Source organism: Pseudoalteromonas sp. BZK2, assembly GCF_014349195.1.
In the GTDB taxonomy this organism is placed as follows: Bacteria; Pseudomonadota; Gammaproteobacteria; order Enterobacterales; family Alteromonadaceae; genus Pseudoalteromonas; species Pseudoalteromonas simplex.
The window spans coordinates 95,085-109,105 of record NZ_JACSOG010000010.1; the positions used below are offsets into that span (position 1 = coordinate 95,085).

14 protein-coding genes are annotated in these 14,021 nt (G+C 40.4%); 10 read left to right on the forward strand and 4 right to left on the reverse strand.

The window, feature by feature from the left end; genetic code table 11:
* Nucleotides 1–80 precede the first annotated feature (80 nt).
* Nucleotides 81–1,025, forward strand: a complete 945-nt coding sequence (rluF, locus tag BIZ38_RS07890; protein WP_187490045.1) for a 23S rRNA pseudouridine(2604) synthase RluF — start codon at nucleotides 81–83, stop codon at nucleotides 1,023–1,025.
* A gap of 212 nt (nucleotides 1,026–1,237) precedes the next feature.
* Here rluF and BIZ38_RS07895 read toward each other — a convergent pair whose 3' ends face one another.
* Entirely contained in the window at nucleotides 1,238–1,642 is a 405-nt protein-coding gene (locus BIZ38_RS07895; RefSeq protein WP_187490046.1) for a hypothetical protein, read from the reverse strand.
* 972 nt (nucleotides 1,643–2,614) lie between these two features.
* Between BIZ38_RS07895 and BIZ38_RS07900 the strand changes: the two genes are divergently transcribed.
* Nucleotides 2,615–2,818: a hypothetical protein gene (locus tag BIZ38_RS07900; protein ID WP_187490047.1), complete on the forward strand. Its 204-nt coding sequence runs from the start codon at nucleotides 2,615–2,617 to the stop codon at nucleotides 2,816–2,818.
* A gap of 79 nt (nucleotides 2,819–2,897) precedes the next feature.
* Here the strand turns inward: BIZ38_RS07900 and BIZ38_RS07905 are convergent, their stop codons facing one another.
* Complete coding sequence (locus BIZ38_RS07905) at nucleotides 2,898–5,969, reverse strand: efflux RND transporter permease subunit (protein WP_187490048.1); 3,072 nt, start codon at nucleotides 5,967–5,969, stop codon at nucleotides 2,898–2,900.
* Nucleotides 5,969–7,054 (reverse strand): efflux RND transporter periplasmic adaptor subunit, encoded by a 1,086-nt coding sequence (locus tag BIZ38_RS07910; RefSeq protein WP_187490049.1) that lies wholly within the window; start codon nucleotides 7,052–7,054, stop codon nucleotides 5,969–5,971. The genes BIZ38_RS07905 and BIZ38_RS07910 overlap by 1 nt, the downstream gene beginning before the upstream one ends.
* A gap of 117 nt (nucleotides 7,055–7,171) precedes the next feature.
* Between BIZ38_RS07910 and BIZ38_RS07915 the strand changes: the two genes are divergently transcribed.
* Nucleotides 7,172–8,083, forward strand: a complete 912-nt coding sequence (locus BIZ38_RS07915) for a LysR family transcriptional regulator (RefSeq protein ID WP_119852979.1) — start codon at nucleotides 7,172–7,174, stop codon at nucleotides 8,081–8,083.
* A complete protein-coding gene (locus tag BIZ38_RS07920) occupies nucleotides 8,067–8,375 on the forward strand; it encodes an MGMT family protein (protein ID WP_316247577.1) in 309 nt (102 codons plus the stop codon). Before BIZ38_RS07915 ends, BIZ38_RS07920 begins: the two co-directional genes overlap by 17 nt.
* Here BIZ38_RS07920 and trhA read toward each other — a convergent pair.
* Complete coding sequence (gene trhA / locus BIZ38_RS07925; protein ID WP_187490051.1) at nucleotides 8,372–9,001, reverse strand: PAQR family membrane homeostasis protein TrhA; 630 nt, start codon at nucleotides 8,999–9,001, stop codon at nucleotides 8,372–8,374. The genes BIZ38_RS07920 and trhA overlap by 4 nt on opposite strands.
* Before the next feature lie 258 nt (nucleotides 9,002–9,259).
* Between trhA and BIZ38_RS07930 the strand changes: the two genes are divergently transcribed.
* The 6 genes from BIZ38_RS07930 (at nucleotide 9,260) to phrB (ending at nucleotide 14,021) form a co-directional block, all read left to right on the forward strand.
* A complete protein-coding gene (locus BIZ38_RS07930; RefSeq protein ID WP_063707548.1) occupies nucleotides 9,260–9,538 on the forward strand; it encodes a hypothetical protein in 279 nt (92 codons plus the stop codon).
* Between the two features lie 220 nt (nucleotides 9,539–9,758).
* Nucleotides 9,759–10,337, forward strand: a complete 579-nt coding sequence (locus BIZ38_RS07935; RefSeq protein ID WP_138599476.1) for an LON peptidase substrate-binding domain-containing protein — start codon at nucleotides 9,759–9,761, stop codon at nucleotides 10,335–10,337.
* Nucleotides 10,338–10,399: 62 nt separating this feature from the next.
* Nucleotides 10,400–11,023: a sigma-70 family RNA polymerase sigma factor gene (locus BIZ38_RS07940; RefSeq protein WP_054551986.1), complete on the forward strand. Its 624-nt coding sequence runs from the start codon at nucleotides 10,400–10,402 to the stop codon at nucleotides 11,021–11,023.
* The gene (locus BIZ38_RS07945) at nucleotides 11,016–11,666 is read left to right on the forward strand and encodes a ChrR family anti-sigma-E factor (protein WP_187490052.1); all 651 of its coding nucleotides are present in this window, start codon (nucleotides 11,016–11,018) and stop codon (nucleotides 11,664–11,666) included. The genes BIZ38_RS07940 and BIZ38_RS07945 overlap by 8 nt, the downstream gene beginning before the upstream one ends.
* 10 nt (nucleotides 11,667–11,676) lie before the next feature.
* The gene (locus BIZ38_RS07950; protein WP_187490053.1) at nucleotides 11,677–12,630 is read left to right on the forward strand and encodes a YbgA family protein; all 954 of its coding nucleotides are present in this window, start codon (nucleotides 11,677–11,679) and stop codon (nucleotides 12,628–12,630) included.
* Nucleotides 12,630–14,021: a deoxyribodipyrimidine photo-lyase gene (gene phrB / locus BIZ38_RS07955; protein WP_187490054.1), complete on the forward strand. Its 1,392-nt coding sequence runs from the start codon at nucleotides 12,630–12,632 to the stop codon at nucleotides 14,019–14,021. Before BIZ38_RS07950 ends, phrB begins: the two co-directional genes overlap by 1 nt.

Below are 14,021 nucleotides of genomic sequence, written 5' to 3' on the forward strand. Positions count from 1 at the left end.
CAAAGAGCCTAGATTCTACCTAGCTTGGTAAAGGCTTCTGGTATAAACTAGCGGCTTTAAAATCCAGACAGAAGTGTGCCATGACAGAGTTAAAGCGATTAAATAAATTTATCAGTGAAACAGGTTTTTGTTCACGCCGTGAGGCAGATAAATATATTGAAGAAGGTCGTGTTACTGTTAATGGCAACTTGCCTGAAATGGGCGTAAAAGTCAGTGATGCCGATGATGTACTCATTGATGGCAAGCCTTTAAAAGCAAAGCCTAAGCTGGTTTATATTGCCTATAACAAACCAGTTGGTATTACTTGTACGACTGAGCGAAAAATCCAAAGCAATATTGTTAAAGCAGTTAATTACCCCGAGCGTATTTTCCCAATTGGACGCTTAGATAGACCTTCAGAAGGCTTAATTTTCTTAACTAACGAAGGCGACATCGTTAATAAAATTCTTCGCGCTGGTAATAATCATGAAAAAGAATACGTAGTAACGGTTGATAAACCACTTAATCGCCAGTTCGTTAATAAGATGGCAAATGGTATCCCTATCCTCGATACCGTTACTAAAAAGTGTAAGGTTAAACAAACCGGCCCGCAGCAATTTACCATCGTGCTAACACAAGGCTTAAACCGCCAAATACGCCGTATGTGTGAATATTTAGGCTATGAAGTGGTGACTTTAAAGCGCACACGAATTATGAACGTGACCCTAAAGGGTTTAAAAGTAGGGCAGTGGCGTCACTTAACCGAACAAGAAATGGCTGAGATCAATAACTCAATTGCCGACTCAGGTAAAACGGAAGAGCGTTCAATTGATGAAAACAAACAGCCAACGCAAGCTCGTGCGAAGCAAAAGCCACGCAATGAAGAAGAAAAAAAGCGCGACTTTTCTAAATACGTGAAAAAAGCACGCAATGATGCCAAGCAAGGTCAATCAAGAACAAAGGCTGGCAATTCTCACTCATCAAAACCAAATCAAACGAAGCGAAGCAGTACTAAACGCACCGGCACATTAAGTCTGAAAAAGTAAGCTTCAGAGTATAGAACCCTGACTAGTATTTGCTCGTAATCTTCAGGGTTCTAAATGATACTGATTTCAACCTTAGCGTTTATTAGGGTAAATAGCATCTTCAAGACGGTCTCTTTTCTGTTTAAATTCTTTTTTAGTGAGTTTTTTCGCGATAATATCGATAAGTTGATGTTTTCTTACAAAGAATAGCTCTTTTGTATGGTCATCTTCAATTAGTAATGTAATAGCGCTACTTTATTGTTTTTAACACTTGCTTCAATCAATTTGAGTCCATTCACAATCAAGTTAGGTCTAAAATACAGAGCAATTTGACTGTGTTGTGGAAAGTCGTAATGAGATTCAACAGCGCGGTTTGAAACAGAATCACACCCGAACTCAAAATCGGGTGATTGTTGCCCTTCACAAATATCTGCGACTGGCGTGCCTATTTCCCCAAAAATCCATCTTGAGTTAGATATCAATCCATTTTGTCCTTCAATTGCTAAAATAGCATCAGATAAAGTTTCAACGGCAACGTGAAAAGCCACATTAGACTCATGCTGATAGTATGCTTTTTCATTGGCACTTAAAGTACCACTGAGTATTGCAATCAATAAGTAAAATACTTTTCTACGCATCTTAGTCCTTCAAGTATTAAATCAGCAGCAATAGGTTAGCACACAAGTTGAACAGTTAATCGTTAAATAGACACCCACCTTAAAATCATTAAATAGACACCCACTTTATTCACAACCATAACCAGACCACCATAAATAGACACCCACTTTAAGCAAACCTTTGGAAGCTAGGAGCTTACCTGCTAAGGTACTATCACTGATAAGCTGACTTATTAAATAAAGCTGGTGCTAATTCTAGGTAGTTAGTGTTGATATTTGGAGAGGCTGTACTGGTTTTATCTGTATAGCATTTTTTAAAGATTGGTGATGGGTTGAATCAGGTGAAAAAATAAATGTTATTTACTTTTCTTGTAATCTCATTTTTGGGATTTATATATTTTAAGTTATTTGCGAGGAAAAGAAATGGGCTTGCGACTTGGTTATTTTATATTTCTACCGTCATTTTTGGCGTCTTTTCGATGAATGCTTTTATGGAGAGTGAAGAAATGTTTTACCTTGGAGTTTTCTCTTTTTTTATCTTCGTAATTACTATTTATTTGATGAGTATGAGAATAAAAAAATAAGTAGAAGCGCATATTTCCATTTCCCATTTGTTACCTTTTAAAAAAATATCAAGCACAGTTAACCTCAGTAGAACTGATGAGCACTTGCTGACATTTGCAATACAATCAGTGCCATTAAGTTAAATAGACAGCCACTTTATTCACAACCATAACTAGACCACCATAAATGGACACCCACTTTATTTAAAACCACAATCAGAACATCAAAAATAGACACCCACCATAAACGGACACCCACTTTAAACGCCGTTAACTAGACACCCACCTTAAAACTAGACACCCACCTTAAATAACAAAATACTTATGCTAGACACAGGCGAGCTCTCGGCATTCGACTTTACCGAGAATAATAAATAAGTTAATGATTGATAGCTGACCAATGTTTCACGACTAATAAACTGGGTTATCAATGGCTACTTTTCAGAATGTATTTATCTTTATTGCATCTCTATTGTTTGTTGGTTATGGGGTGTTGGGATTACTAACGAATAAAATTCGTGTAGGTAGCCGAAGTTATACAGGGAGCATTAGCACCATCCATAAGCACCAAGAGCCAGTGCGTTTTTATTTTTGGTGTTGCTTATTTTTATTTGCTGGCTGTGGCGGATTTTAATACCTTTTAAAATAATAGGTAATAAAGAAAAAGCCCTAACAGTTTGCTGATAGGGCTTTTGGTTGAGAGTCAATCTGTATTAATTAGCGTGACGCTGCTTTGGTACTTTGATCTTAAACAGCATGGTATAGAGCACTGGCACAACAATCAGTGTCAGCACTGTCGCAAAACCAAGACCAAACATAATGGTTACCGCCATTGACTGGAAGAACACGTCAAATAGCAGTGGGATCATGCCTAAGATGGTCGTAATTGCAGCCATCGCTACAGGGCGAACACGGCTTACACCAGAGTCGAATACTGCTTTGTAAGGGTCTTTACCACTATCAAGTTCAAGGTTAATTTGATCAACTAATACAATGCCGTTTTTAATGAGCATACCGCTTAAGCTCAGTAAGCCAAGCAATGCCATAAAGCTAAATGCTGCATTCATTAGTAATAAACCAGCTGATACACCTACAATGGCTAGTGGCACTGTTGCCCAAATCACTAAAGGTTTTTTAACTGAATTGAATAGTAATACAGTTATAGCGAACATAGCTAAGTAACCAAGAGGTAATGAGCCGAAAATCGCTTTTTGCGCATCTGTTGATGACTCATATTCGCCGCCCCATTGCAATTCATAACCACGTGGTAGTTCAATAGCTTCAATGTCTTTGCGAACACGTGCAAAGAGCTTCGCTGGAGTCTCATCGCCAATAACATCGTGGTCAGCCATTACAGTGATGGTACGCTTACGGTCACGTCGCATGATCAAGCTGTCTTCCCACTCAACAACAAAATCATCAACCACTTGTGTCACCGGAACAAACACTCCTAACACTGGGCTGTAAATTTGTAAGTCGCGCAAGCTTTCAACGTTTAAGCGCTCTTCAGCAGGTGAGCGAGCAATAATAGGCAGCATTTGCGTGCCGTCTTTATATACGCCGACTTGTTTACCCGATAAGCTAGTTAACAGCAGCTGATCAAGGTCTGATTTAGCAATCCCTAAACGACGGGCTTTTTGCTCGTTAAATTGTGGACGAATTAACTTCGAGCGAGCACGCCAATCGTCACGAATATTAAATGCCCCCGCATCTTGATGCAGAATGTCTTTCGCTTCTTTTGCTAATTGGCGAAGTACCACAGGATCAGCACCAGAAAAGCGCGCTTCAATTTTTGCATCTGTTGATGGGCCAATTTCCATACGTTTAACTTTAAGCTGAGCATCAAGTACATGTTCATGTTGGTAATCGCGTACTTTTTTAATCATGGTTGTAACAGCTTCGCGGTCTTTTACTCGAATAATCAATTGCCCATAGGCTGGGTATGATTTCTCAGGTGCGTAAGTCAGCATGAAACGCGGTGCACCTTGACCAACCGTTGTGGTTATTTCTTCAACCAGTGGGTCGGCTTGTAAGAATTTTTCGAGCTTTGCAACACCATCCATAGTGGTATGAATATCAGCGCCTTGTGTATGCCAATAATCAACATAAAACATAGGAGTATTCGATGCTGGGAAGAACGACTGCTTGATAAATTTAAAGCCATAAACTGAGCTAACAAGCATGATCACCATCAGCAGTAGCGTGGTTTTACGGTACCGCATTGCTGTATGTAACACGCCTTTATAAACATTAAAAATAACACCTTGATAAGGGTCTTCATCGTGATGCGGCTGTTTTTCAGTGGCTTGTTTAAACATTAAATCAGCGAAAAAAGGCGTTAAGGTAATGGCGGTGATCCAGCTTAGTAACAAGGAAATAAACAACACCCAGAACAAGCTGCCAGCAAACTCACCACTGGCATCTGAACTCAAGCCAATCGGCGCAAAGGCAGTAATTGCAATAACCGTAGCCCCCAGTAATGGCCACTTGGTTTGATTAACGATGTTAGTCGCCGCTTGCAGTTTTGTTTGACCGCGTTTGAGGTTTATTAATATGCCTTCGGTTACTACAATGGCATTATCTACCAGCATCCCTAAAGCTATAATCAAGGCGCCAAGCGAAATCCGCTGTAAATCAATGGCAAACAACTTCATGAAAATGAAGGTACCTAATACGGTCAGTAGCAGTATTACACCAATCAGTACGCCACTTTTAAAGCCCATAAATATTAAAAGTACAATAATAACGATGGCAACAGCTTCAAGTAGGCTGATAATAAAGCCACTAACTGACTTCTCAACCTCTTCTGGTTGGTTATAAACGCTGTTAATTTCCATACCATGTGGTCGTTGATACTCTAGTGACGCTAAATGGGCATCAATATTTGCACCTACATCAACAACGTTAACGCCAGTGCTAAACGACACACCTACCAGTAGTGCTTGCTGCTGGTTATAGCGAATAATATTGTTAGGGACTTCTGCGTACTCACGAAAAACGGTGGCAACGTCACCTAAGTAAATAAGCTCATTTTCACCAGGCTTAGAAATCAGTAGGTTTTCGAGCTCTTTTACGTCTTTAAATTCACCGGTTGGGTGTAAGCGAATTGATTCATCGCCAACACGCACTTTACCAGCGTTCGACACGCTATTTTGAGTTTGTAAAAGTTGATAAATACGATTAGGCGAAATACCTAACTGGGCAAGCTTGCGGGTTGAAATCTCAACCATAACTTGTGCTTGTTGCTCACCACCCACTGTTACTTTACTAACGCCATCAACCAAAACAAGCTCACGTTTTAAATAATCAACGTAATCTTTTAGCTCATCGTAAGAGTAACCATCGCCAGTGACTGCATACATCACCCCGTATACATCACCAAAGTCATCCATAATCTTGCTTGGATAAACACCTGAGGGCATCGACGATGCCTGATCATTGATTTTACGACGCAGTTCGTCCCATATTTGGCGTAAGTCTTGTTTACGATAATTGCTTTTCATCTCGACGGTAATTTGCGATTTACCCGGTGATGAAATACTGGTTACGTAATCAACATACGGCAGCTGTTGAATTGCATTTTCAATAGGGAAGGTGACTTCTTCTTCAACCTGCTGTGGTGACGCGCCCGGATAAAGGGTGATCACCATGGCTTTTTTTAGGGTGAATTCAGGGTCTTCAAGTTGTCCTAAGCCAAAGTAAGCGACGGTTCCACCAATAAGTAGAAACAGCGCGAACATCCAGCTAATGACTTTTCTTTCAATAGCGAGTGCAGCAAAGCTCATTATAAGCCTCGCTCTTTTTGCCATGGACGCACTTTCATGCCTTCTTCTAAAAAGTGCACACCAGCAGCCACAACGATTTGGCCTTCTTTAATACCTGATAGTACTTCAATGCCATCACGGTGTAATTGGCCAACTTCAACAGCTTGCTTGTGCACTAAACCGGTGTTTTCGTCATAAAGCCACACATAGCTGTTGTTGTTTTCGGACTTAGTAGGTTCTGAGAATACCGCCTCAACTGGCAGCAATGTATAAGGTGATTGTGAGCTGGTGATTTTGCTTAAATCTATATCAACGCGGCCAGTCATGCCGGCAAGTAGATTAAAATCTTCTGGCACAGGTAATGAAAACACGACTTTATACGTTAAAGTAATTGGGTCGGCTTGGGTATCGAACTCTTTGACCGTTAATTGATATGACTTGTTTGGGTAACCATCAAATACAACATCAGGTTGGTAGTGAACATCTTTATCGATGCGTGCAATGAGTTTTTCGGGTACTTGAATAACCACGTCCATTAGGTCGCGGGTTTCAAGGCGAAGGATGTTTTGTTTTGCTTGAATGTTTTCAAAGTTTTTCACAAACACTTTTGCCACAGTACCGGCGAACGGCGCGCGTAATTCGCTATTATCTAGGTTGGTTTTGGCAATTTTTAGCGCTGACTCAGCAACCTGTTTATTAGCAAGCGCTTGGTCTAACTCAGATTGGCTGGCAATTGAGCGGTTAAATAGCTTTTGCACACGCTCAAGTTGAGACTCAGCAAGTTCATAGCGTGCTTTACGCTCATCATATTGCAGTTGAAAATCTTCAGGATCGAGTTTGGCTAAAAGCTGGTCTTTCTCAACGTGTTGGCCCGCAAGAGCAGGGAACTCAAGTAACTCACCATTCACACGAAAGGCAAGATAAGAACCTTGGTTAGCAACCACTTCAGCAGGAAAGCTGCGAATGCTTTGCTCTGAATTATTGCCAATATTAAAAAGTTTAACAGGACGTACTACCGGCTCTGCTTCATTGTGCTGTGCTTGCTCTGAACATGCCGCAAGTAACAGAAACATGCTGCTCATTAACACGGCGGGTGCCAATCTCATTGTCTTCTCCATAGATAAGAAAGCATAAATTTGCTGCAGGATACGCTGCAAAGATATAAAATAAAAATTATTAAATTTTAGAAACAGCATAAGTTTTATTTATATAGTTTGCCATTAATGAATTTAAATCAATTAATCATTCTAGATGCTATTGTGCAAAGCTCTAGTTTGAGCCAAGCCGCACTTAAATTGCATAAGACTCAACCCGCGCTCACGTTAGCAATCAAAAAGCTAGAATCAGAGCTAGGGTTTGAACTACTAGACCGCAGTCAATACAGGTTACACCTCACAGAAAAAGGCCGTATTTTTTATCGTGAGGCCCGCTTATTACTTAATGCAAACAGTGAGTTAAGTTCACTTGCTAAAGAGCTGGCACTAGGTAATGAAGCCAATTATAAAATTTGCTATGAGCAGCTTTGCCATCAAAACAGCTATAACCAAGTGATCAGCCAAACCTTCAAACGTTTTGCCAGTACAGAGTTTAGTATTTCTTCAGGGAAGCGCTTTGTATCTCTTGAGCAGGTTAATAGTCATCAGGCTGATTTAGGAATTGGCCCTTGGTTTGATTTGTTTCATGCAACAGGGGATCTCGAAAGTTTACCGATTGGTAAATTTGATATCGGTATTGTCAGTGCGCCTGATGTGGTGCCTTGTGAAATCAGTTTTGCAGATATTCAAAATTACCCGTGTTTGGCCATGTTTGAAAGCGACTTGAGTTTTGACAGTGATAGGCTTTCTTATACGCTAGGCTCTGCATTAATGAAAATTGACGATATAACCAGTGTTAAGTCATTTTTACTTTCTGGTGCGGGCTGGGCAATGATCAGTTTGCAACATTGCCAAGCAGAAATCGACGCAGGTTTATTGCAGCAAATTAAAATTGTCGACCGTGAACACCAGTTTGGCGCAGAAATTCGTGTATTTAGACAGCACTCGGTTCATCATGGCCCTGTTGCAAGAGCTATTTGGCAAGATTTTAGCGAGGTCAGTAAACATTATTTGGAGTCGAGTCGTGCAGCAGGCAACTAAAGAAGAGTTAATTTATACCATTATTTGTGCCATTCCTGAGGGAAAAGTTGCCAGTTATGGGCAAGTAGCAAAGCTTGCAGGATACCCTAATAACTCAAGGTTAGTGGGCAGGTTATTAAAAGTAATGCCCGAAGGCTCAAACATTCCTTGGCATCGGGTAGTTAATAGCCAGGGGAAAATATCGTTTCCTGAAGGCAGCAATAAGCATCTGGAGCAACGACAAAAACTACTCAGTGAAGGTGTTACCTTTAATAAGACTAAAATTAATATGCGCCTGCACCAGTGGGACTAATAAACATACAAGCTAATTGATAGGTAATGACAAACACAGCCAATTAACACGAATACGTGCCAAATTGCATGGCTGTAATGGCGGGTTTTAGCGCTGTAAAAAACAGTGCCTAAACTGTACGCAATCCCGCCAGCTAGCAACCACCATAAAGCGCTTAAATCAAGATTCAAATAAAGTGGGTAAACAAGTGCTAATGCAAACCAGCCCATTAATAAATAGGTAGCGAGAGAGACTTTTTTATTCGTGTTTTTGACCAGTAATTTATATGCAACACCACCAAGCGCTAAAGACCAAATAAACACTAAAGCAGCAATTGCCCAAGCCCCAGATAACGAAATAACTAAATAAGGCGTGTAGGTTCCGGCAATAAGCAAGTAAATCGCACAGTGGTCACATTTTTTATAAATGGCTCGTATACGCTCTCTGGTACTGGCGTGATATAAGGTCGAGGCTAAAAATAATACCAGTAGGCTTGAGCCGTACACGATGGCGCTCACCGTAGCTGACACAACTTTAGATTGTGAAATTAAATCCCACAGCACATATACCGCAAACAGGACTCCCATGCCGTGAGTAAGCACGTTAAGTTGTTCTTCTTGGCGTGAATAAGGGAGTTGTTCTGTCATATCTATCTACTAAAAATGAGTGAATAAAACAGTTTCAGTGTACAAGTGTGCGCTGAAGTTGGCAATGCTTATTTTTTCACTAAATATTGGTCAAAATATTTAAATTCGTTGGTTATATTAACCAATCCTGAATGAGGTTGAAAAATAAAATTATATTTAAATCTTTAAAAATCAATTGGTTAAAAAATATTTTCAGTGTGGCACAACCTTTGATTAAGTAATTACGACTAATTACTTAAAGAGACAAGGAATACCACTATGAATAACTCACTTAAATTAACTACTGCTGCGTTACTTGTATTAGGGTCAACTCAAGCAAGCGCTACTGACTTTGAATTAGATATCAGCAACACCATTACACAATCTGTTAAAAGCTATGTTCAACAAGCAAGCATTGAATTGAAAGAAAGCGTAATGAACAGCATTGAGTTTGATGCTCAAAAGTTACTAGATACTTACATGAGTGAAGATGCAATTGCTTCGAAAGAAGACGAAGTAAAAATTGCTCAAGCTCCTAAAGCAACAAACAAGCAGTAAGGAAACAAGACAATGAGTAGTGAAATCAGCTTATTTTTACTTATGGTTGCACCGGTTTTGAGTTTACTCAGTGCGTATGCATCAATCGAATTATTTCGTAACGTTGCGCAATGGTTCAATTTCTAGAGTACAAAGTAGATATTAAGATTTCATGAAATATTGATCGGCGGATTAAAAGCGCACGTAATTAAAGGCATGTGGTTTTAGAATAGTAGACTTTATGAAGCGTGCGATTTTTCCTTTACCGGTTTTTATTTTACCTGAAGGGTTCACCAAGCTAAGAATTTTTGAGCAGCGTTACTTAACGATGGTCAAAGAAGCGGTACAAGATAATACAGGTTTTGTGCTGTGCACTTATCAACACGATACAGATCTTAACTTGCCCGAAATAGGTTGTTTAGTGCAAATAACCGACTTCAATCAAGATGATAGTGGCCAATTACTAATTGATGTTTATGCTGAACATGCCGTGTCTATGCATAACGCGTATCAGGATAAGCAGCAACTACGCCATGCTGACATCGAACTAATTACATCGCCTTCATGGTATGTAAACACACCAATCAATGACGAAAACACTCTATTGAGCGACACGCTTCGTGCTGTGTTTGCAAATCAGCCTGATTTAGCTGGCCTTTATAAAACCCCACAATTTGATAACCTTGCTTGGGTTGTTGCCCGCTGGCTCGAAATTTTGCCTATTTCATTAGTTAAAAAACAACAACTTGCCTTTAAATCTAATTTTGAAAACTTGCTAAGTTTCCTCCATACTCTAATTAACAACGAATTTACTGATTAATGTGATCTCACATCAACTTTTTGGCGTATAAGTTTTTACGACAATAATTGGATGACACAAAGATGGTAAGTCAACAACTTCAAACCGGTTGTAAACCTAACACAGGTCAATATTCTGCCATGCCAGATACACCAAGCAAAGAGCTTGCTGATGCCTTATTTGCTGTAGCAACGCACCGTGATAAGCGTGCGTTTGCTGTGCTGTTCCAATATTTTTCGCCAAAAATAAAACGTTTTGGAATCAAACAATTTGGCTCTGAAGCGCAAGCGATGGAATTAGTTCAAGAAACACTAACCTCAGTTTGGCGTAAAGCGCATCTTTATCACAAAGAAAAAGGGGCGGCGACAACCTGGGTATACACAGTAATGCGTAATGCTTCTTTCGATATGCTCAGAAAAATGAAGAGCAGCAAAGAAGAGTGTATTAGTGAAGATATTTGGCCATTGATAGATGAAGCCGAGCCGGGCCAACACGAATTTAGTGACCATTTAGAAGATAAACAGATTAAACAATACCTTGATAAATTACCCCTTGCGCAACGTGAAGTTGTGCGCGGTGTATATTTCCAAGATATGTCGCAAGAACAGCTTGCTGAACATTTAAATATTCCCGTAGGCACAGTGAAGTCTCGTCTTCGCTTAGCCTTGCAGAAGTTACGCAATGAAATGGGAGATCACCATGATTAAGCACCATCCTAGCAACGAATTACTTGCCAAGTTCAGTGAAGGGAATCTACCTGCCTCTTTGAGTGTTGCAGTCGCTATTCATGTTGAAATGTGTCCTGTGTGTCAAAAAGAGCTTGCTGCGCTTGAAGCGAAAAATGCAGACAATGTATTTGCCGAATCTGATGTTGATCTGGATGATATGTTCGATTCTAGTTTGTTTGATGCGATCACCGCTGATGAAACGATTGATGAAGTGTACGAGCAAGCGCAGGTATCGGTTAATGTTAAAGACAAAACCTACACCTTACCCAGAGCGCTCACGCGTATTGGCCACAGCAAGTTTATGCAAATTGGTAAGCTTGCCCGCTCTCGTATTGATTTAGAGGATGGTCCATTACGAGCAAGCTTGCTTCATATTGATGCGGGTGGTGAAATTCCAGATCACACACATACAGGTTTTGAGCTCACTTTATTATTAGATGGGGAGTTTAGTGATGAAGACGGACACTATGTACCAGGTGACTTTATGATGCTTGATGGTCGTCACAATCACACACCAAAAACGATTGAAGGGTGCTTGTGCTTTACAGTTGTAAGTAGTGCCCTACACTTCAATAAAGGTATTAGTAAATTACTGAACCCAATTGGTAATCTTATCTATTAGTAGAGTTTATATGCAGCAATCGACAATTAAAATTGGTTTAAGCGCCTGCTTAGCAGGCGACAAGGTTCGCTTTGACAGCGGGCACAAAAAATCTAATTTTTGCATGGATGAGTTGGCTAACCATGTTGAATATAAAAAGTTTTGTCCTGAAGTAGCGGTAGGGTTGCCAATCCCTCGGCCAACGATCCGCCAAGTGCGTGTTGGCGATACTATTAAAGTGTGCCGCCCAGATGGTACTGGCGATGTTGGTCCTAAGTTAACAGAATACGGTAAACGCGTTGCCACAGAACAAACGGCAGAATTAAGTGGCTTTGTATTTTGCGCGAAAAGTCCTAGTTGCGGTATGGAACGAATTAAAATCTACAATGAAGCGGGTACAGGTAACACCTCGGAAGGCGTTGGCTTTTTTGCAGAGCAAATAATGGCACATAACCCATTGTTACCATGCGAAGAAAACGGTCGTTTAAATGATATGCACCTTCGCGAAAACTTTGTAATGCGTGTTTATACCTACAAGCACTGGCAAACATTAAGCGAACAACCACTCACAGTACATCGATTGACTCAGTTTCATGCCCAATATAAGTACTTATTGATGGCGCATAACTACGAGGCTTACCGTAGCTTAGGAAATCTACTTGGCACTTTTGACGGTGAAGATATCCAAACATTGGCTGATGAATACATTTTAGGGTTAATGATAGCCCTTAAAAAACCAGCTTCTCGTAAAAATAACGCCAACACCTTAATGCATTTACAAGGTTACTTTAAAAAATCGCTTTCCAAGATTGAAAAGCAAGAACTGCGAGATGCCATTGATGAATACCGTCAAGGTTTAGTGCCACTTTATGTACCTCTTACGTTAATTAAGCATCATTTAAAAGTGCATCCAAATGAGTACCTTGCAAAGCAAGTGTACCTTGACCCTTATCCGAACGAATTAAAACTACGCTACGGAATTTAATGAACACATTATTTTGGTTTAGGCGCGATCTGCGCCTTTTTAATAACGATGCCTTGTATCAGGCAATCGAAAATGGCTGTCGAAATGCAGTGTTTTTTATTACTGAAAAGCAATGGCAAAAGCATGATGTAGCTGCTATTCAGCTAGATTTATTGAAGCGTAGGCTTCACTTTTTAGGTGAGCTTTTAGCCAGTAAAGGCATTCAATTACATATTATTGATGCAGCCGATTACGCTGGTTGTGTTGAAAAATTAGCGTCATTTTGCGAGCAACATCAAGTAAAAAATGTCTACGCTAACAACGAATATGAGCTTAACGAAGTAAACCGAGATAAAGCCTTTTTACAGCACGCTGACAGCAATGGGATTGCTTTTTACGCATACGACGGCGATGTGATTGCGCCGCCGGGAAGCATTAAAAATCAAAGCGGTGAGATGTTCAAAGTATTTACGCCATTTAAAAATGCATGGCTAAAAGTTTATCAAGACACCCACTTTTATTTTGCTGAGCCGCCACAGATGTTTGAGCCCACTGAGTGGCAGCCAAATGAGTTATTGGCCCCAGACGGCAGCTCAGAAAAATGGCCTGTTGATGATGAAACACTCAGCCACGTTTGCGCGCGCTTTATTGAAGAAAAACTCGCAACATATCAAGACCAACGAGATATCCCAAGCATTAAAGGCACCTCGGGTTTAAGCCCTTATTTAGCCCTTGGTATTGTCAGCGTTCATCAATTATTGGCACTGATCCAGCAGCGTCACCCTGATGTACTACGTAGCAGTAAAAGTAACTTGTTTTGTTGGGTTAACGAATTGATTTGGCGTGAGTTTTATCGCCATCTTATCGCGATTTATCCAAACCTAAATAAGTACGAAAATTTTAATGATAAATACAACGCTGTGAAATGGCGTGATGATGACAGCGACTTTAAAGCATGGTGCGAAGGTAAAACAGGCTACCCGTTAGTTGATGCTGCAATGAGGCAGCTTCTGCAAACTGGCTGGATGCATAACCGATTACGCATGGTGGTTGCGAGCTTTTTAACCAAGCATTTATTAATTGATTGGCGTAAAGGCGAGCGTTTTTTTATGCAGCACCTAATAGACGGCGACCTTGCATCTAATAACGGTGGCTGGCAATGGGCTGCAAGTACGGGGTGTGATGCTCAGCCATATTTCCGAATTTTTAACCCTATCACCCAAAGCGAGCGGTTTGATCCAGATGGTGAATTTATCCGTAAATATTTACCAGAGCTGGAAAAAATACCTGCTAAGCAAATCCATTTTCCGCATGATTATCTAGCGAAACAGGGTAAGTCGAGCAGTTATTGGCCAGCAATTGTTGATCATAAAGCCGCACGAGAGCGAGCGCTTAACGCATTTAAGGTGTGA